At 72.9% G+C, this 19,205-nt stretch carries 15 protein-coding genes; 7 read left to right on the top strand and 8 right to left on the bottom strand.

What is annotated here, in order from left to right; translation table 11 throughout:
- Positions 1-83: 83 nt before the first annotated feature.
- From BG452_RS30530 to BG452_RS30500, 7 genes are all read right to left on the bottom strand, one after another.
- Positions 84-1,547 carry a 7-cyano-7-deazaguanine synthase gene (locus tag BG452_RS30530; protein ID WP_223242955.1) on the bottom strand — a complete coding sequence of 488 codons (1,464 nt, stop codon included), beginning with the start codon at positions 1,545-1,547 and terminating at the stop codon, positions 84-86.
- Between the two features lie 292 nt (positions 1,548-1,839).
- On the bottom strand, positions 1,840-3,729 hold the full coding sequence (locus tag BG452_RS30525; RefSeq protein WP_188307588.1) for a non-ribosomal peptide synthetase: 1,890 nt from the start codon (positions 3,727-3,729) through the stop codon (positions 1,840-1,842).
- Between the two features lie 45 nt (positions 3,730-3,774).
- Positions 3,775-5,631 (bottom strand): asparagine synthase (glutamine-hydrolyzing), encoded by a 1,857-nt coding sequence (gene asnB / locus BG452_RS30520; RefSeq protein WP_188307587.1) that lies wholly within the window; start codon positions 5,629-5,631, stop codon positions 3,775-3,777.
- A gap of 1 nt (position 5,632) precedes the next feature.
- A complete protein-coding gene (locus tag BG452_RS30515) occupies positions 5,633-7,147 on the bottom strand; it encodes a condensation domain-containing protein (RefSeq protein WP_188307586.1) in 1,515 nt (504 codons plus the stop codon).
- Positions 7,137-8,501, bottom strand: a complete 1,365-nt coding sequence (locus BG452_RS30510; protein WP_188307585.1) for a condensation domain-containing protein — start codon at positions 8,499-8,501, stop codon at positions 7,137-7,139. The genes BG452_RS30515 and BG452_RS30510 overlap by 11 nt, the downstream gene beginning before the upstream one ends.
- Positions 8,498-9,451, bottom strand: coding sequence for a fatty acid desaturase family protein (locus tag BG452_RS30505; RefSeq protein ID WP_188307584.1), 954 nt, complete (start codon positions 9,449-9,451; stop codon positions 8,498-8,500). Before BG452_RS30505 ends, BG452_RS30510 begins: the two co-directional genes overlap by 4 nt.
- A 279-nt stretch (positions 9,452-9,730) precedes the next feature.
- Positions 9,731-10,051, bottom strand: coding sequence for an acyl carrier protein (locus tag BG452_RS30500; RefSeq protein WP_188307583.1), 321 nt, complete (start codon positions 10,049-10,051; stop codon positions 9,731-9,733).
- Positions 10,052-10,528: 477 nt separating this feature from the next.
- Between BG452_RS30500 and BG452_RS30495 the strand changes: the two genes are divergently transcribed.
- Positions 10,529-11,317 (top strand): aspartate/glutamate racemase family protein, encoded by a 789-nt coding sequence (locus BG452_RS30495; protein ID WP_317621293.1) that lies wholly within the window; start codon positions 10,529-10,531, stop codon positions 11,315-11,317.
- Between the two features lie 23 nt (positions 11,318-11,340).
- Here BG452_RS30495 and BG452_RS30490 read toward each other — a convergent pair whose 3' ends face one another.
- Entirely contained in the window at positions 11,341-12,207 is an 867-nt protein-coding gene (locus BG452_RS30490; protein ID WP_188307581.1) for a polysaccharide deacetylase family protein, read from the bottom strand.
- Between the two features lie 98 nt (positions 12,208-12,305).
- Between BG452_RS30490 and BG452_RS30485 the strand changes: the two genes are divergently transcribed.
- The 6 genes from BG452_RS30485 (at position 12,306) to BG452_RS30460 (ending at position 19,185) form a co-directional block, all read left to right on the top strand.
- Positions 12,306-12,572 (top strand): MbtH family protein, encoded by a 267-nt coding sequence (locus tag BG452_RS30485; RefSeq protein ID WP_411293048.1) that lies wholly within the window; start codon positions 12,306-12,308, stop codon positions 12,570-12,572.
- Positions 12,569-13,978 carry an aldehyde dehydrogenase family protein gene (locus tag BG452_RS30480; protein WP_317621292.1) on the top strand — a complete coding sequence of 470 codons (1,410 nt, stop codon included), beginning with the start codon at positions 12,569-12,571 and terminating at the stop codon, positions 13,976-13,978. The genes BG452_RS30485 and BG452_RS30480 overlap by 4 nt, the downstream gene beginning before the upstream one ends.
- A 28-nt stretch (positions 13,979-14,006) precedes the next feature.
- On the top strand, positions 14,007-16,727 hold the full coding sequence (locus BG452_RS30475) for a penicillin acylase family protein (protein WP_188307580.1): 2,721 nt from the start codon (positions 14,007-14,009) through the stop codon (positions 16,725-16,727).
- 5 nt (positions 16,728-16,732) lie between these two features.
- Positions 16,733-17,215, top strand: a complete 483-nt coding sequence (locus tag BG452_RS30470) for a hypothetical protein (RefSeq protein WP_188307579.1) — start codon at positions 16,733-16,735, stop codon at positions 17,213-17,215.
- Positions 17,216-17,328: 113 nt separating this feature from the next.
- Entirely contained in the window at positions 17,329-18,588 is a 1,260-nt protein-coding gene (locus tag BG452_RS30465; RefSeq protein ID WP_188307578.1) for a valine--pyruvate transaminase, read from the top strand.
- 78 nt (positions 18,589-18,666) lie between these two features.
- Positions 18,667-19,185 (top strand): very short patch repair endonuclease, encoded by a 519-nt coding sequence (locus tag BG452_RS30460; RefSeq protein WP_188307577.1) that lies wholly within the window; start codon positions 18,667-18,669, stop codon positions 19,183-19,185.
- Positions 19,186-19,205 lie beyond the last annotated feature (20 nt).

Genomic DNA, 19,205 nt, shown 5'->3' with positions numbered 1-19,205 from the left:
GGCCGCCCCCGACGTCCTGCTCGCCGCCCTGCGCACCATGGGCTACGCCCCGGCCGCCGAGTCCGCCGAGGGCGACGTCCTGATCACCCGCCCGGACAGCCACCGCACCCCGCCCCGCACCGCCCCCCCCCCCCCCCCCCCCCCCCCCCCCCCCCCCCCCCCCCCCCCCCCCCCCCCCCCCCCCCCCCCCCCCCCCCCCCCCCCCCCCCCCCCCCCCCCCCCCCGGCCCTGCGCCGCCACCCGTCCTCCTGGCGGCGGAACCTGGTGCGCAGCGCGTCGTGCCGCTGGACCAGGGCGAGCACGGCCTTGCGGACGGTGTCGGCGGTGGTGCCCGCCGGCAGGTCGAGCAGCAGGGCGCGGGCCCGGCCGGCCAGGGCGTCGCCGGCCTGCTCCAGCAGCAGCCGCTGGGCGGCGGTGGGCAGGTCGTCGGCCGTCCGGGCGTCGTCGGTGTCCGGGGCGAGCCGCTTGCCGGTCTCCGGGGCCGGGTCGGGCAGGGCCCGCCGGTCCACCGCGCCGTCGGCCTGGCGCGGGATCGCGCTCAGCTCGACCCAGTGCTCGGGCAGCAGGATCTCCGGCAGCCGGGCGCCGACGGCGGCGCGGGCCGCGTCCGGGGTGAGCCCGGTGCGGGGCACGTAGTAGGCGGCCATCCGGCGGCCGAGCCGGCTGCGGTCGCCCGGGTCGGTGTAGCCGATGGTGGCGAGCATGGAGCGGACGCGTCCGGTGTTGACCGGGGTGCGCAGTTCGGCGTCGGCCTCGGCCCGGGCGAGGTGGCCGAGCCGGACCTCCCAGCGGGTCGGCGACTCGTAGTTGTGGTAGCCGCGCTCCAGCCGGTGCACGTACACGCCGACGTCGTTGATCATGCAGTTGGAGCTGCAGAAGCCGGTGTCCTTGGGCGCCGCCCAGAGCGTCTCGGCGGAGGCCAGGAAGGCCCGGATGTCGTCCTTGGTGACGTCGGAGTAGCGGTAGTAGTCGACCACCTCGACGCGGTCCAGCACCCCGTCGGAGAGCGCGGAGCCGACCTGGTGGTAGACCTTGCGGCCGACCTCCAGCTGCTGCTCGATCCGGGCCGGGTCGTACTCGCCGTTGCGGTAGAACCACAGCAGCCGCTCGTCGATGATCTGGCCCCGGGAGAGGCCGGTGACGATGCTCGGGATGCCGCGCTCGTGGGCCAGCTGGTGGCTGAGGTCGAGCAGTGAGCGGAAGCAGCCGTTGCAGACGCTCTTGTGCTGCTCCAGGCTGCGCAGGAAGATCCGGTTCTGGTCGGCCCGGGTCATCGTGACGTGCTCGATGCCCAGCGCCTTGGTGATGGTCTCGACGTTCTCCAGCGCGGTGCGGGAGATGAAGCCGTTGTCGAAGGTGAAGGTCATCACCCGCAGGCCCATCCGGACCAGCTGGTGCAGCACGTAGGTGCTGTCCTTGCCGCCGCTGAACAGCAGCAGGGCGTCGTACTCGGAGCCGGCCGCCTCGGCGCGCTCGCGCAGGATCCGGGTGAACTCGTCCAGCTCCCCGAAGTAGGAGAGGATCTCGGGCCCGTGCTCGGCCTGCATCAGGCACAGGTCGCAGACGCCGTCGCCGTCCAGCCGGGTGCCGGGGTAGGCGGCGTCCATGCCGCAGCGCACGCAGTGCTCGGCCGGGACGGAGTCGACGGAGACGCCCTGGAAGACCACGGCGCAGTCGGCGATCCGCGGGTCGGCGAGCAGGGCGTCCTCGATCTGCCGTTCCAGGACGCGGATGCCCGCGCGGTCCAGCGAGTCGGCCGGCTCGGCGGCGGCGGTGCCGGCGGCGCTGGTGCCGGCGGCGCTGGTGTCAGCGGTGGTGGTGTCGGGGGTGGTGGTCACGTCAGTTACCGCCGTTCTGGGCCAGCAGCCGCTCGGCCTCGGCCTCGTCCAGGTCGTCGAGGTCGGCGAGCAGGTCGTCCAGGTCGGAGCCGGCCGAGAGGAGGGCCTCCTCGATCTCGGTCGCCAGGCCCTCGATGGTCGGGGCGGCCAGGAACTTCTGCAGGTGGACGTCCACCCCGAACTCGGCGGTGATCGCGGCGATCAGCCGCATGACCAGCAGCGAGTGGCCGCCGATCCGGAAGAAGTCGTGCGTGACGCCCGGCTTGTCCACCGGCAGCAGCTTCGCCCAGATCCCCGCGAGGGTCTCCTCGGTGGCGGTGCGCGGCGCGACGTAGTCCTGCTCCGCCTGCTGCTGCGGTGCCAGCGGCACGGGCAGCGCCCGGCGGTCCACCTTGCCGCTGATGGTGCGCGGCAGCTGCTCCAGCGGGACGAACACCCGGGGCAGGTGGGAGTCGGGCACCCGGGGCGCCAGGTGCTCGCGCAGGTCCGCCGCCTCGACGGGCTGGATCTGCTCCACGAAGGCGCACAGGTAGGCGGGGTTGCCCTCGTCGTCCGGGACGACGGTGACGGCGGCGTCCTTCACCGAGTGGTGGGCGCGCAGCAGGTGCTCGATCTCGCCGAGTTCGACGCGCACGCCGCCCAGCTTGATCTGCTGGTCCCGCCGGCCGACGTACTCCAGGGTGCCGTCCGGCAGGGCGCGGGCGAAGTCGCCGGTGCGGTAGACGAAGTCCTCCGGGTCGTCGCCCAGCGGGTTGGGCACGAAGGCGGCCCGGGTGGCGTCCGGCTGGTGGAAGTAGCCCAGCGACATGTACGGCGTGCGGATGTGGATCTCGCCGACCGCGCCCTCGGCGCACGGCCGGTTGCGGCCGTCGAGCAGCACCACACGGGCGCCGGGCATGGCCTTGCCGATCGGGACGCTGGAGCGCTCGGTGTCCGCCGGGGTGATGAAGTGGAAGGTCTTGGTCATGGTGGTCTCGCTCGGCCCGTACAGGTTGAGCAGGCTGATCCGCTCCCCGTACCGCTCGAACCACCGGGCGGCGTCGGTCGGCGCCACCGGCTCGCCGGCCAGCGCGACGCAGCGCAGCGCGGACAGCTCGGGGCCGCCGTCGGCCCGCGACGGCAGCATGCCGCGCCAGACCGTGGGGACGGTGTGGACCAGCTCGATCCGCTCCTCGTCGATCCAGCGGGCCAGTGCCGGGCCGTCCAGGGCGAGACCGGCCGGCGGGACGCACACGGTGCCGCCGGTGGTGAGCGGCACGAACAGGTCGCGCAGGATCGCGTCGAAGGCGGGCGAGGCCAGCTGGCTGACCCTGGTGCCCGGCCGCACGTCGAGCAGTTCGGTCTCCCAGCGGACGAAGTGGTCGATGCCCTGCATCCGGCCGACGATCGCCTTGGGCTGCCCGGTCGAGCCGGAGGTGAAGAAGATGTACGCCGCGTCGTCCGGGTCGGGCCGGTGGATCCGCTCCGGGGCCGCGCCGGTGGGCTCGGAGGAGAGGTCCAGCGGGACGCGCCGGGCCAGCGGCAGGGACGGCTCCAGGATCTCGTCCGCCCGGTCGGCGGCGGAGGCGCCGACGATCACCCACTCGGGGGCGGTGGCGGTGAGCATGGTGCGCAGCCGCAGCGGCGGGGCGGTCAGGTCCACCGGCACGAAGACGCCGCCCGCCTTCAGCACCGCCAGGATCGCGACGACCAGCTCGCGCCGGTCCTCGGCCAGGATCGGCACCACACAACCGGCGCCCGCGCCGGACTCGCGGATGGCGACGGCGAGTTCGTCCGAACGGGAGGCCAGTTCGGCGTAGCTGAGCCGGCCGTGCGGGCACTCGACCGCGGTGTGGTCGCCGAAGCGCTGGGCGGCCTGCTGTACGAGACCGTGGACTGCGTGGAAGGCCATCGAGCTTCCTCCAGGGAGGGGCGGCAACACGGGCCGCCCCGGTGATCAGGCGTCAGGAAGGGAAAAGGTGTCGAGCAGCACGCCGAAGGTCAGGACGACCAGCAGCAGGTCGTCGCCGAGGTGCGGGTGCACCTCGTAACCCGGCCGGCGGTACTGCTCCTTGAGGTGCTCGACCACGTCGGGGTCGAAGTAGCCCTGCCGCTTGATCCGGTCGTAGGACAGCAGGTCCTCGACCCAGTCGATCCGCTCGCGCAGCAGGGCGGGGCTGCCCTGGGCCCGGAAGCCGAACTTCTCCCGGTTGATGATCTCCTCGGGCACCAGCCCCCGGGCGGCTTCCTTGAGCACGTACTTCTCGGTGCTCGCGGTCACCTTCAGGCGGGGCGGGACGGTGGTGGCGAAGCGCACCAGGTCCGGGTCGAGGAACGGGTACCGGGCCTCCACCGAATTGGCCAGCGCCATCCGGTCCCCGTGGTCGGAGAGCAGGTGGTCGGCGAGCCGGAGCTTGAAGTCGAGGTAGGAACGCTGGTGCACCGGGTGGCGCCCGCGCAGCATCTCCGGGTCGACGACGGGCCCGGCCAGGCAGTCGAACTCGGCGTGGGCGTCCCGCAGGGCGGGGGCGTACAGGTCGAGCTTGGACTCCCGCCAGGCGTGGTAGTCGCGCTCGTAGAACACGTGCGGGTCGCCCCAGACGGTGCGGCGCAGCTCCTCCTCGAAGGGGTCGCCGCCGGTGCGCCGGCCGCCCAGGTCGAAGCGGTAGCCGAGGTAGCCGGCGAACAGCTCGTCGGCGCCCTCACCGGTGAGGACCACCCGGGTGCCGGAGTCCCGGACGGCGGCCGACAGCGCCATCGAGCAGGTGTTGTAGGTCTCCTTCACCGGGCACTCGGCGTGGCCGACCATGCCGCGCAGCCGGGCGGCGATGTCGCCCGGGCGGAACTCGGTCTCGGTGTGCTCGGAGCCGAGGTGGCGGGCCATCAGCCGCTGGTGGCGGGATTCGTCGATGCCCCGGTCGGGGAAGGTGATGGAGAACGACCGGGGCACCGTCGCACCGCTGTTGCGGTGCACCAGGGCGCCGATCAGGGAGGAGTCGAGTCCGCCGCTGAGGTAGTAGCCGACCGGGACGTCCGCCTGGAGCCGGCGGCGCACCGACTGCTCCAGCAACTCCCTTACGGTGTCCACGTAGTAGCGGTCGGGGTGCTCGGCCGGCTCGCCCGGCGCGTCCACCGGGTAGTCGAGGTCCCAGTACTTCTCGGTGCGCACCGCGCCGTCCTCGACCAGCAGGAAGTGGCCGTTCTCCAGGCTGCTGACCCCCTCGAACAGGGTGCGCGGCCCGACGGTGCCGGGGAAGGTGAGCACCTGGTCGAGACCGGTCAGATCGGCCCGGCGGGGCACCGCCGGGTGCGCCAGCACGGCCTTGATCTCCGAACCGAAGACGAACCGGCCGCCGGCCACCGCGTAGTACAGCGGCAGGATGCCCATCTGGTCGCGGGCCAGGAACAGCCGGCGCCGCCGGGTGTCGTGGACGGCGAAGGCGAACTGGCCGTTCAGCCGCTCCAGCAGCCCGGTGCCGTACTCCTCGTAGAGGTGGACGATCACCTCGACGTCGGTGCGGGTGCGGAACCGGTGGCCCTTGGCCTCCAGTTCGGCGCGCAGCTCCCGGTGGTTGAAGATCTCACCGTTGCAGACCATGGCGATCGAGCCGTCCTCGTTGAGGATCGGCTGGTCGCCGTCGTCCAGGCCGACGATGCTCAGCCGGCGGAAGCCCAGGGCCACCCCGTCGCGCACCAGCCGGCCGCCGGAGTCCGGGCCGCGGTGCAGCAGGGTCGCGGTCATCCGGTCGAGCACCTCGTCGCCCTCGGCGAGGCCGGTGCCCGCGAGGTCCAGGTATCCGGTGACTCCGCACATCTCAGAACCCCCCGAGGTCGTCGTTGAAGCCCGCGGCGGCGTCCGCTCCGGACTGCTGCGGGTCGGCGGCGCCCAGGTCGAGCGCGGAGACCGGGCGGTCCGGGTCGGCGCACGCGTCGGCGAGCAGCGCCAGGTACTGCCGGGCCGTGCGCTCGATCGTCGATCGGTCGAACAGCCGGGTGCTGTACTCCAGTTGGCCGCGCATCTCGTCCTCGAACTCGAACAGGTCGAAGCGCAGGTCGAAGATCGAGGTGGTGCGCACGTCGTCCAGCCGGGTCATCACCACGCCGGGCAGCTCGGCCTGGCGGCGGCGCGGCGGGATGTTCTGCAGGATGAACATCACCTGGAACAGCGGATTGCGGTTGACCGCGCGCTCCGGCCGCACCGCCTCGACCAGGGTCCGGAACGGCAGGTCGCGGTGGACGAAGCCCTGGAGGGCGGTGGTCCGGGTGCGGCCCAGCAGCTCACGGAAGGTCGGGTCGCCGCCGAGGTCGCCGCGCATCACCAGGGTGTCCGCGAAGTAGCCGACCAGCGGCCCCCACTGGGGCTTGTCCCGGTTGCCGACCGGCGTGCCCACCAGCAGGTCCTGCTGGCCGGTGAGCCGGTGCAGCAGGGCGGTGAAAGCGGCCAGGGTGACCATGAAGGTGCTGGCCCGGGAGGCGCGGGCGAGCCCGGTGAGGGCCGTGCGGAGCTCGGCGGGCACCTGGAAGACGTGGCGGTCGCCGGCGAAGTCGGCGGCGCCGGTGCGGGGCCGGTCGGTGGGCAGGTCCAGGGTGACCGGGGCGCCGGCCAGCTGCCGGGTCCAGTAGTCCGCCAGGGCCCGGCCGCGCGGTCCGGCGAGCCGCTCGCGCTGCTCCCGGGCGTAGTCGGTGAACTGGACGGCGAGTTCGGGCAGCGACACCGGCGCGCCGGTGACCTCGCCCGCGTACAGGTCCGCGACCTCCTGGAGCAGCACCTGCACGGACCAGCCGTCGGAGACGATGTGGTGGATGACCAGCGCCATCACGTGCCGCTCGGCCCCGGTGCGGACCAGCTCCACCCGGAACAGCGGCGGACGGCCCAGGTCGAAGGGGCGGTGGGCGGCCTCGGCGACGGTCCGCTCGGCGGCCGCCGTGCGGTCCGCCTCGGGCAGGCCGGTCAGGTCGGTGACGGTGAGCGGCACCGGGACGGACTCGGCCACCCGCTGGTACGGGACGCCGTCGACGGCGACCACGGACGCCCGCAGCATCTGCTGGCGGCGGACGACGGCGGCCAACGCCCGGCGCAGCGCCTCGGTGTCCAGCGGGCCGTCCAACTGCCAGAGCACGGTGGAGTTGTAGCCGGCGTTGCCCGGGTCGAGCCGGTCGAGCAGCCAGAGCTGCTCCTGGGTGACGGAGACCGGGGCGAGGCCCTCCGGGGGGAGCGCGGCGGCTGGAGTCCGCGCGACGCTCTGCCCAGCGGCCTGCCCAGCGGCCTGCCCAGCGGTCTGCCCAGCGGCCTGCTCAGCGGTCTGCGCGGACGTGGAGCTATTCGGCACGGTGCACCCCTGTGGTCGCCATGAGTGTGTCCAGCGGGATCCCCGGGTCCTGCGCGACCTCGGCGAGGACCGCGGTCAGCTCGGCGAGCAGCGCCACCGCGTCGTGGTCGGAGCAGTGGGCGCGGCGGTGGCTGAGCAGGGCGCGCAGGTCGCCGTCCTCCTCGTAGAAGACCAGGTCGAGGTCGTAGAGGGTGCCGGGGTCGTGGTTGAGCAGCCGGGCGGTCAGCCCGGGAAAGGCCGGCGGGACCTCGGGGGTGCTCTGGTGCGAGAACAGCACGTTCACCGGGGAGCGGAAGCCCCCGCCGCGGCGCGGCCGCAACCGCTCGACCACCCGCTCGAAGGGCAACTCCCGGTGCCCGTAGGCACCCAGGGCCGCCCGGCGGACGTCGCGGAGCAGGTCCCGGAAGCTCGCGTCCGGGTCCACCTCGGTGCGGATGACCAGCAGGTTCACGAAGAAGCCGACCGCGGACTCGAACTCCGGGCGGCTGCGGACGGCCGCCCGGGTGCCGACCGCGATGTCGGTGGCGCCGCTGCGGCGGTGCAGCACGACCGCGAAGGCGGCCAGCAGCAGCATGAACGGGGTGACCCGCTCGCTCCGGTAGACCGCGCGGAGCGCGTCGTGGACGGCGCCGGGCACCGTGGTCCACTGGGTCGCGACGGCGCGGGCGCCGGGCGCGACGGTTCCGGCCGGCGCGTCGGCCGTACGGGCCGGCGGCACCGGGGCGAGGCCCGCGAGCCGCTCCGTCCAGTACGCCAGCTGGCGCTGGTGGCCGGCGCCCTCGCTCCACTCGCGCTGCCAGTGCACGAAGTCCGGGAACTGGGCCCCGGGTGCGTCCAACTCCGCCTCGCTGCCGTCGAGTTCGGCGCCGTAGAGGATGGCGAGCTCCGGCAGCAGGACGTTCCACCAGGACCACGCATCGGAGACCAGGTGGTGCAGCGTGAGCCGCAGCACGTACTCGTCGGGCCCCAGCGCGACCACCAGACCGCGCAGCACCGGCCCGCGGGCCAGGTCGAAGGGAGTGGCCTGGTCGGCCGCCAGCACGGCGGCCAGTTCGGCCTCGCCCGCGGCCGCGGGCAGGTGGGAGAGGTCCAGTACGGGCAGCTCGATGCCGCACTCGTCGGAGACCTGCTGCACCGGGCTGCCGTCGACCAGCGGGAACGTAGTGCGCAGCGCGGCGTGCCGGCCCCGCAGCAGCTCCAGCGCGCGCCGCAGCGCGGCGGTGTCGAGCGGGCCGTTCAGCCGGAAGGTCATCGGGTCCACGTAGACCGGCGAGCCCGACATGCGCTCCAGGAACCACATCCCCAACTGGCCTGGCGTAAGCGGGTGTTGGACGGTAGTGGGGGCGACGGTCACGGCCGGCCTCCTTCGCGGGCGGCCCGCGCGTTGGCCTGGGCCTCGCGCGCGATGGCCCGGAAGAACTGCGGGTAGCTGGGCGAGGTGTGGGCCGCGTGCGCCAGGGCGACGTCGTGGCGCTCGCGCAGCTGGTTGATCGGCACGACCATGGCGGCGTGGTGCTCGATGTGCAGGTTGTTGCCGTTGGTGTACCAGGTGCTGAACCAACTGCCCGTGATGGAGCGGGTGTTGCGCAGCACGTCGGTGGAGGAGTTGTCGCACAGGATGTGCTCGGGCAGCTCGACCAGGAAGTGCAGCGGGACGGCGACCAGCAGCGGCAGCAGCCAGATCCACAGCACCGGCTCGCCGTACCCGAGCAGGGCCAGCGCGATCGCGCCGAGGATCGGCACGGCGAACAGCCGGTATTCGGCCACCACTTCGCGCTGACGGCTCTCGGAGATCTGACCCATGTCGTAGGACCACCGGCCGGCCCAGCAGCGGACGATGTCGGCCACGGCACTGCCGAGCCGGCCGAACGCCAGCGCCTCGCGGACCAGGGCCGGCCAGGTGACCGGCTGACGCGAGTCGAAGCCGAAGAACTCCGAGTCCTGGTCGGTGCCGAGGTAGCGGTGGTGCTGGAGGTGGCGCACCCGGTAGTGGCTGTACGACACCAGCATCGGGATGCCCAGCGGGACACCGGCCAGCCGGTGCCAGCGGGCCCGGCGGAACGCCGAGTGGTGCAGGCACTGGTGCTGGAGCTCCAGCCAGTGGGCGTACATGGCGCCGATCAGCACGACGCCGAGCACTCTCGCCGGCCAGGCCTCCGGGACCAGGACGAGCACCGCACCGGCGACCCAAATGCCGTATGCGACAAGGAGTTTGACAATGAAGACGCGTTCGTCGGTGGCGGTGACCTTGGCCCGCCGGAACAGGTCCTTCGGCGACGCGGGGGTCACGTCGGACGTCGTCATGAACGGAAACCTTCCTTGCGTCAGCCTCCTGTGGGTACGCCACAGCGCCCTGGCGGCACGGCGGCCGGACAGGGAATGGCGTCGCCCCGGTGAGGCGCGGAGATCGGAGAACGCGGCCCCCCGGCCCGGGCAGGGCGGGGCTGACGCGCACACGTGAGCACGCCGGCGGCAGCGTCGGGAGACCGCAGGCGCAGACCGGTCCGGTGAACGACCGGCCGGCATGTGGTGATCAGCAAGAAAGCACGGTGACGCGGGCTCCCGGACTCGCCGGGAGGCCCGTCACCGGGGGAAGTTGGTGACGAAACAGGCCGCCTGGGCGGCCGCGGTCGGCTGCTCGAAGAGCTCGTTGAGGAGCAGGCCCTCAAGCTCCAACGCGGCGTCCTGGTCGATGCCGTGAGTGGCCATCAGACGACCGATCGCCTGAAGTGCAAGCAGAGAGTAACCACCGAGCTCGAAGAAATCGGAGCTCTCGGGGTCGATCGAGTCAGGCGCCACTTCGAGCACGTCCGACCATATGTCGATGACGGCAAGGGTGGCCACCGGCAAGGCGGGAGCCTGCCCGGCGATGGCGCCAATCGTGTTGCTGTCGTCCTGAATCACTACGGTTCCCCCCATAGGAAGCCATTGAGGTCCAGCGTCAACTTGCTTCATTCATCGGCGGACCAAGGGGGTCATCAGACCCCGGCCGGCGCCGGGTCGAGCTCATATCCATCCAGCGGATGTCTGCATCCAAGCATGTCCATGATTGCCTCCGCAAGAGACCAAGTCCGCCAGCCCTCGGGCCCCCTGGCGTGCAGGGATGCATGAACCGGAACCCCCCGTTCGGCGGGCTTGCCCGCCCGATCCCCTGTGGTACCGTACGCCGCAGCGACGGGTCCACCCGGCTTTCCCGCCGGGCAATTTCTTCACCTTCTCGGGCGAGTCCCACTGCGGCAACGAACAATGACCGCACGGCGATCGCGGACCGCACCGACACCTTCCCGACCGGGGGCCGACACCGGCAGACGCCCCGGCAATCCATTCCGTTGGACACCGTGATTCCCGCGTCCGCACCGGGATCCGCAGGGGGGCAGAATCGTGATACCAGTCGACGACCGAACCGCCACCGGGGCACCGGAAAACGCGCCCGCGCGAACACTGGGAGTACTCGGCGGCATGGGGCCGGCGGCCACTGCGGAGTTCCTCCGGCTGCTCTCGCTCGCCGTACCCGCGCGGACGGACCAGGAGCACCCCCGGGTCCTCCTGCTGTCCGAACCCGGCATACCGGAGCGCACCGGGGCGATCCTCGCCGGTACGGACGAACCGCTGCAGCCGATCCGCACCGCCCTGGAGCAACTCGCCTCCTGGGGCGCCGATCTGCTCGTGGTGCCGTGCAACACCGCGCACGCCTTCATCGAGCGGCTGCAGGGCGAGCTGCCGGTGCCCGTCCTCAACATCGCCGACGCCACGCTCCGGGCCGCCATGCGGACCAGCCCGGCGGGCGGCTGGCTGGCGGCGACCACCGGCACCGTGCACAGCGGCATCTACCAACGGCGGGCCGCCGAACTCGGCTACCGGCTGCTGGTCCCCGAGGAGCCGCTGCGCTCCGAGATCCACCGGGCCGGCGTCCTGGTGAAGGCCAACCGGCCGGCCGAGGGCGCCGCCGTCCTGTCCACCGCGGTGCGCGGACTGTGGCAGCGGCACGACCTCCCGGTGCTCACCGCCTGCACCGAACTCCCGCTCGCCTACCAGGCCGCCGGCCTGCCCGCGGAGCGCGAGATCTCCAGCCTGGCCGCCCTGGTCGCGGCCTGTGTCACCGAACTGCGCACCCCACGGGAACGCCACACCCCGCAGGCCGTCATCAGCACTGCGGGGTGGCGGAGTTGACCGGCTCCTGCCGGTCGGTACGGCTACTGCTGTCCGGCGAGCACCAGCTCGGCCACCTCGTCCGCGCGGGCGAAGCGGACGTCACCCCGGGAGAGGACGAACCGGATGAACTCCTCCAGGGCCTTCAGCCGCGAGGGGCGTCCGGTGAGGAAGGGGTGCACGGTCAGCATGCACAGCGACCCGAACCCGCGCATCGCCTCCAGCTCCGAGGTCCACAGGTCCACCACCTTCGACGGCGCCTCGATCAGCTGGCCGATGTTCGGCTCGGGCAGGAAGGCGTACTGCTCCCAGTCGTCCAGCAGCCACTGCACCGGCAGCTCGGCGATCGTCCGCTCCCCGCTGCGCAGCGCGTACGGCCGGTCGTCGTCCATCAGCGAGGAGTCGTAGCGCAGCCCGTACTCACCGAGCAGGTCGAGGGTGTACCGGGTCATCTCCCAGTTCGGCGCGCGGTACCCGGTCGGCTGCACGCCGAATCGGGAGAACGTCTCCAGGCTCCGCTCGATCTCCTCGCGCTGCTCGCTTTCGGAAAGGTGCACCGGGTGCCGGTGGGTGAATCCGTGCAGCGCTATTTCATGCCCCTTTTCGGCGACGGATTCCATCACCGACGGCCAGCGTTCGGCAGATACTCCGGGCACGAAGAAGGTGGCCGGAAGGCCGTAGCGGTCCAGCAGGTCGAGGATCCTCGGCACCCCGACCCGGGGGCCGTAGGCCTGGTGGGACATGGTGGTCAGATGGTCGATGTAGTGCTCGCCACGGGCCAGCACCGGCGACTCGGCGTCCACGTCGATCCCCAGGACCACCACGGCGGACGAGCCCTGCAGCCAGTCCCCGGCCGGCACCCGCTCGGGCCAGTCGACCGTGGGAATCTCGATCCGATCCTTCTGCATCATCCCTGAATTACCTTTCCGAGACGTATTCGGAGAAGCCGCTGAGGCGACCTCCGGCGACACTCTAGCAATTCCGCCAGGAAAAGAAAGAGGGAATCCAAGTGAGTAGTCGAACGAATGACATTCCGGCCGACGCCGAGAAGTTCCGGGTCGTGGTGAACCACGAGGAACAGTATTCGGTGTGGCCGCTCGACCGGGAGCTGCCGAACGGCTGGCGGGACGCCGGCGTGCAGGGCGACAAGGAGGCCTGCCTCGCCCACGTCGAGGAGGTCTGGACGGACATGCGCCCGCTGAGCCTGCGCACCGGGCTGACCGGGAGCGCCGCCTCCGGCACCGCGGAAGCCCCGGAAGCGGGGGCCTCGGCGTGACCCCGCCCCTGACCCTGACCATCGACGGCGCGGCGGTGCCCGGCGCCGCCGAGCTGCCCGTGGAGGACCCGGCCACCGGGGCGCCCTTCGCCCAGGCGCCCGCCTGCTCCCCCGAACAGCTCGACGCCGCCGTCACCGCCGCCGCGGCCGCCACGGCCGGCTGGGCGCTGGTGCCGATCGCCGAGCGCCGGGCCGCCCTGCGCGCCTGTGGCGAGGCCCTCGGGGCGCACCTGGAGGAGGTGGCCGGGCTGCTCAGCCGGGAGCAGGGCAAGCCCCTGGCCGCCGCCCGGGCCGAACTGCGGCTGTCCGCCGACTGGTTCGGGCACACCGCCGAACTGAAGCTGGACACCGAGGAGTTGCCCGCCGAGGACGGCGCCCGGATCACCCTGGAGCGGGTGCCGCACGGCGTGGTCGCGGCCATCGCCCCGTCCAACTTCCCGATCATCCTGTCGGTCTGCAAGTTCGCCCCGGCCCTGCTCGCCGGCAACACCGTGGTCGTCAAGCCCTCCCCGGAGACCCCGCTGTCGACGCTGCGGATGGGCGAACTGCTCCGCGACCACCTGCCGCCGGGCGTGTTCAACGTCGTCTCCGGCGACCACTCGCTGGGCCGGACGCTCACCGAGCACCCGGCAGTGGACATGATCTCCTTCACCGGGTCGGTGGAGACCGGCCGGGCGATCGCCCGCCAGGCGGCGGACCGGCTGCTGCCCGTGGTCCTCGAACTCGGCGGCAACGACCCGGCGGTCGTGCTCCCGGGCGCCGACCCCGCCGCCGTGGCACCCGCGCTGTTCGGCGCCGCGCTCGCCAACAGCGGCCAGTTCTGCGCCGCCGTCAAGCGGGTCTACGTCCCGCGCGAGCAGGCCGCCGCCCTCACCTCGGCACTGGCCGCCCTGGCCGGCTCCGCGGTGGTCGGCCCCGGCGACGACCCGCAGTCCCGGTTCGGCCCGCTGATCAGCCGGGCCCAGCGGGACCGGGTGCACGCGCTGGTCGAGGACGCCGTCGCCCGGGGCGCCCGGGTGGTGGCCGGCGGCACCCCGCTGCCCGGTCCGGGCCACTTCTACCCCCCGACCGTGGTGACCGACCTGCCGGAGGGCTGCGAGCTCGAACTGGAGGAGCAGTTCGGCCCGGTCATCCCGGTGATCGCGTACGACGACCCGGCCGACGCCGTCCGCCGGGCCAACGCCACCCGCTACGGCCTCGGCGCCTCGCTCTGGGGCCCGCCGGAGGCCGCCGAGGAGCTCGCCCCGCTTCTCGACAGCGGCACCGTGTGGATCAACACCCACGGGGACCTGCGCCCCGATGTGCCGTTCGGCGGGGTCCGGTCCTCCGGCCTGGGCGTCGAGTACGGCCACTGGGGACTGCTCGAGTACACGCGGATCAAGGTCCGCAACAGCGCACGGCGCTGACCAGCCGATCATGGGCGACAGGAGAGTGATGAAAGCCAGGATCCGCCGCACGGCGGGAGTACTGGGCGCCACGTTCACCGCGGGCGTGACGTTGTTCGTGTTCGGCGTCGGCTTCGGACCGGTACCGGCGCTCGGCCGGGCGCTGATGCCCGGCGGCGGCGTCTGGCCGTCGGCCGAGGACGCCCGCCCGGTCACCGACGAGCAGATCCGCATAGCCGGCCTCGGCCACCCGGTGGACGTCTCGTTCACCGCGGACGGCGTGGCCTCGGTCCACGCCACCTCGGACGAGGACCTGTTCACCGCCCAGGGCTACCTCGCCGCCCGGTTCCGCCTGTTCCAGATGGACGCCCAGCGGCGCCTGGGCGAGGGCCGGCTCGCCGAGCTGAACGGCCCCTCCGGCATCGACTCGGACGTCTTCGAGCTGACCCTCGGCATCCACCGCACCGCGGAGGCCACCTGGGCGGCCACCCCGCACGACGGCAAGGCCGCCAAGGCGCTCACCGCCTACGCGGCCGGCGTCAACGCGCGGCTGGACGAACTCGACAAGAACGGGCAGTGGCCCACCGTCTACGGGCTGACCGGCGTCCGGCCGGAACGCTGGACCCCGGTGGACAGCCTGGTCGTCCAGGGCGTGCTCACCCAGACGCTGAGCTTCGACACCCGGCCGCTGACCTACGCGCTGCTGAGCAACTCCCTCGGCGCGGAACGGACTTCGGACTGGTTCCCGGTCGTCCCCGCCAACGAGCAGCACCCGTACGCCCCGGGCCCGTACCAGAACCTCGGCACCGCGCCGCTGCACAGCCCGAACGCCAACGCGGCCTCGGTCGCCGGCCACCCGGGCGTCCCGGGCGCCGGCACCCCGGGGCCGGCCACCGGTCAGCCGGCCGCCGGTCAAGCGGCCACCGGTCAAGCGGCCGCCACTCCGGATGCCGCTCAGCCGACGGCGGGCGCAACACCGGACCCGGCCCAGCCGACGGCGACGGCCACCGCGACCGCCACGGCGGCGTCGACCAGCGTCACCGGCACCAGCGGCAGCGGCACCAGCGCGGCCACCGCCGAAGCCGCCACCGCCGTCCTCCAGGGCATGGCCAAGCTCCCGGAGACCACCCGCCACCTCTACCCCAACAGCAACGCCTGGCTGGCGAACGGCCCGGCCACCGGCGGCGGCGCGATCCTCGCCGGTGACCCCCACCTCAAGCTGTCGCTCCCCTCCTACTGGTACGAGGTCTCGCTCAAGTCCCCCGGCTACGACGTCTCCGGCGCCAGCCTGCCCGGCATGCCGGCCGTGCTCATCGGCCGCAACGCCGACGTCTCCTGGTCGCTGACGGCGGTCCAGAACCAGTCCACCTTCTTCTACCGGGAGAAGACCGACCCGCAACACCCGGACTCCTACTTCTGGAAGGGCGCCTGGTACCCGGTCGAGAAGGTGAAGTACACCGTCCCGGTGCGCGGCGGCGCCCCCGTCCCGGTCGAGGTCGGCCTGACCGTGCACGGCCCGCTGCTGACCGAGAAGGGCGAGACCACCTCGGTCGAGTGGATGGGCAACCGCCCGTCGCAGAACCTCACCGCCCTGCTCGACCTCAACACCGCCACCGACTGGAACAGCTTCCGCACCGCGCTGCGCAGTTGGCAGGCTCCGGCGCAGAACTTCGCCTACGCCGACAAGAAGGGCGACATCGGGATCATCGCCCCCGGCTCGTACCCGCAGATCGCCTCGGGCGACGCCCGCGGACCGCTGCCGGGCACCGGCGAGTCGGACGTCGTCGGCGCCATCCCGTTCGACGCGGTGCCGCAGGTCCACAACCCGCCGTCCGGGCTCCTGGTCACCGCCAACCAGCGGCCGGTCGGCCCGGACTACCCCTACTACATCGGCCCCGCCGCGAACTTCGACACCGGCTACCGCACCAACCGCATCCTTGCCGAACTGTCCAAGGCCGGCGGCAAGCTCACCGCCGACTCGTTCGCGACCCTGCAGAACGACGTCACCGACGACCTCGCCCGGCGCATGGTGCCCAAGCTGCTCCAGTCCCTGGACGGCGCGCAGCTGACGCCCCAGCAGGAGGCGGCCCGCAAGCTGCTCGCCGACTGGAACGGCTCGATGGACGCCGACTCCCCGGCCGCCGCGATCTGGTTCGCCTTCTACGGCGGCTACGTCGAGCAGGTCTTCAAGCCCTGGTGGGACTCGGCCAAGGTGCCGGTGGACACCGACCCGGCCGGTCTCGACCTGCTGCGCACCCCGGTCGGGCTGATGCAGGACCTGGAGAAGTGGACCTTCACCGACCCGGAGAACCCCGCGTTCACCGCCCCGGGCGGCCCCCGGCGCACCGCCGCCGACGTGATGCGCTCCTCCTTCACCGAAGCGGTCGGCTACCTGGACGGCCGGCTCGGCGGGCAGCCCGGCACGTGGAAGTGGGGCCGCATCCACGAACGCGTGGTGCCCTCACTGACCGGCGCCCCCGCCCTGGGCGACGGCCCGTACCCGGCCGGCGGCAGCCCGTGGACCGTCAACGTGGCCGAGAACGGTCTGAGTTCGAACTACGGACCGAGCTGGCGGATGGTCGTCGGCTGGAGCCCCTCCGGCACCGCCGACGCCCGCGCCGTCTACCCCGGCGGCCAGAGCGACAACCCGGCCTCCCGCTGGTACAAGAACCTCGCCCCGGACTGGTGGAACGGCACCCTCCGTCCGCTGCGCACCGCCGACGAACAGGGCGCGGGCGACATCCGCTGGAGCTTGCGAGGCGAAGGATGACCGACATGACCAAGCCGACCGAGGCCCCCGAGGCGCCGGCCGCGACCGAAGCCCCTGAGGCTCCTACCGCCCTTGAGCCTCCCGCGGAAGCCCCGGCATCCGCCGCCCCCGCACCGCGCCGCACCACCGCCGTCCTGGTCACCCTCGCCGGCGGAACGGCGGTGACGGCCCTCGGCACCCTGCTCGGGCTCTGGTTCCTCCCCTTCCTGGTCGGCCTCGCCGCCGGCCTCACCAGCCGGTTCGTCCGCACCCCCCGCGGCTACCTCACCGCTCCGGCGGCGGCCGCCCTCGGCTGGGCGATCCCGCTGGGCGTCCAGGCCCTGGGCGGGGCGCCGGTCGGCGAGGTCGCCCGGACCACCGCCGCCCTGGCCGGCCTCCCCGCGTTCGCCACCGCCATCGTGGCCGTCGCCCTGCTGATCCCGCTGCTCCAGGCCCTGGTCGGGGTCTGGTTCGGCCGGACGGTCGGCCCCCGCGGGCGCACCGCCTGACCGTCCGGTGCCCCCGGCCGAACGCCGGGGGCACCGGCCACCTCAGCCCCGACTCCCCTCCCAATCCCTCCAACTCCCCATCCCCATCCCCATCCCCAGAAGGGAACCACCACATGGCGCTGTCCCTCATCGGCAGCAAGATGGCCACGCTCTCGGGTCTCCGCAGCATCATGGAGGACATCGCCACCAGCACGGCCTCGGGCCCGGCCGACTGGCTGAACCTGGGCATCGGCAACCCGGCCTCGCTCCCGGAGGCGATCGCCGAATGGCGGAGCCTGACCGAGGAGGCCCTCGCCGAGGACTTCGCCTCGGCCAGCTGCCTGTACGGCCCGTCCCGCGGCTCGGCCGCCCTGGTGGAGGCCATCACCGAGTACTTCAACACCCGGTACGGCTGGTCCCTCACCGCCCGCAACGTCGCCGTCGGCCCCGGCAGCCAGATGCTCTGCTTCACCGCCGCCGCCCTCTTCGCGGGCCCCGGCCCCGCGGGCACCGGCGGAACCAAGGTCGTCCTGCCGATGTCCCCCGACTACACCGGCTACCAGGGCCTCTGCCTCCACCCGGACGGCGTGGTCGGCGTCCCCGCCACCCCCGTCCCCGAAGGCCCCCACCGCTTCCGCTACGCCTTCGACTTCGCCGCCCTGGAGGCGCAGCCCGACACCGGGATGCTGCTGCTCTCCAGCCCCGGCAACCCGACCGGCCGGGCCGTCGACGCCGCCGAACTCGACGCCCTGGTCGACCACGCCCGCCGCCGCGACGTCCCCCTGCTGCTCGACCACGCCTACGGCGAACCCTTCCCCCGGATCGCCCCCACCCTGACGCCGCCGCCCTTCGACGACCACGTGATCAACTGCTTCACCCTGTCCAAGGCCGGCCTCCCGGGCGAACGCATCGCCTTCGCCATCGGCGCGGAACGCTGGATCACCCCGATGGTCTCCTTCCTCGCCAACTCCGCCCTGCACGCACCCCAGTTGCAGCAGTCGGTGGTCGCCCGCGCCCTGACCTCCGGCCGCCTGGACCGCCTCGTCTCCGACACCCTCTCCCCCTTCTACCAGGAGCGCCGCCGCCTGGCCGAGAAGCTCTTCGAGGAGGCCCTGCCCGAGTCCGTCCCCTGGCGCCTCCACTCCGGCGACGGCGGCATGTTCTGCTGGCTCTGGATCGACGACGACCGCTTCGACGACACCGTCCTCTACGAACACCTCAAGCAGCACAAGGTCTTCATTGTCCCCGGCCGCCACTTCTTCCCCACCACCCCCGGCACCCCCACCGCCCCCCACCACACCCGCTGCTTCCGCGTCAGCCTCAGCCCCACCCTCGACACCCTCACCGAGGGCATCACCCGCATCGCCGCCACCCTCCGCACCCTCTGCCCCTGACCACCCGCCACGCACCTCCCCCACCGGCGCCCCGACCGTCGGCACACCCGGCCGGCCACCGCGCGCCAGAATGGAACCATGCCCTCCCTGGAGACCACGCCGAAGATCCGTGCCCGGATGAGCCACCAGCGCAGCCACGACACGGACATCGAGATCGCCCTCCGCCGAACCCTGCACGCCGCCGGACTCCGCTACCGGGTCCACCGCAGGCCCCTCAAGGGCGTGCGCCGTGAGGCCGACATCCTCTTCGGCCCGACGCGCGTCGCAGTCTTCGTCGACGGTTGCTTCTGGCACGGTTGCCCCGAACACGCGACGTGGCCGAAGAACAACGCCGCGTTCTGGCGGGAGAAGATCGAGAAGAACCGGGCCCGGGACCGCGACACGGATGCCCGTCTCGCCGAGGCGGGCTGGGTATCGGTCCGTGTCTGGGAGCACGAGCGGGCTGCCGAGGCCGCCGCGCGGATCTTCGCCATCGTCCACGAACGGCGGGCGGGCGGCCGTCTGGGGTCCGCTCGACCGTCCGCGACTGCTCGTCCGGAGTCGAACGACAGCGAGCCCGCCCTGGGGACGGATGCGGTGGCAGTATCGATCGAGTAGGTCCCACCAGCCGGCGCCGG

It is taken from the genome of Streptomyces sp. CBMA123 (assembly GCF_014596465.1).
GTDB lineage: Bacteria > Actinomycetota > Actinomycetes > Streptomycetales > Streptomycetaceae > Kitasatospora.
The sequence above is the reverse complement of the archived record's forward strand: the minus strand, read 5'-3'. Positions and strand labels throughout refer to the sequence as shown.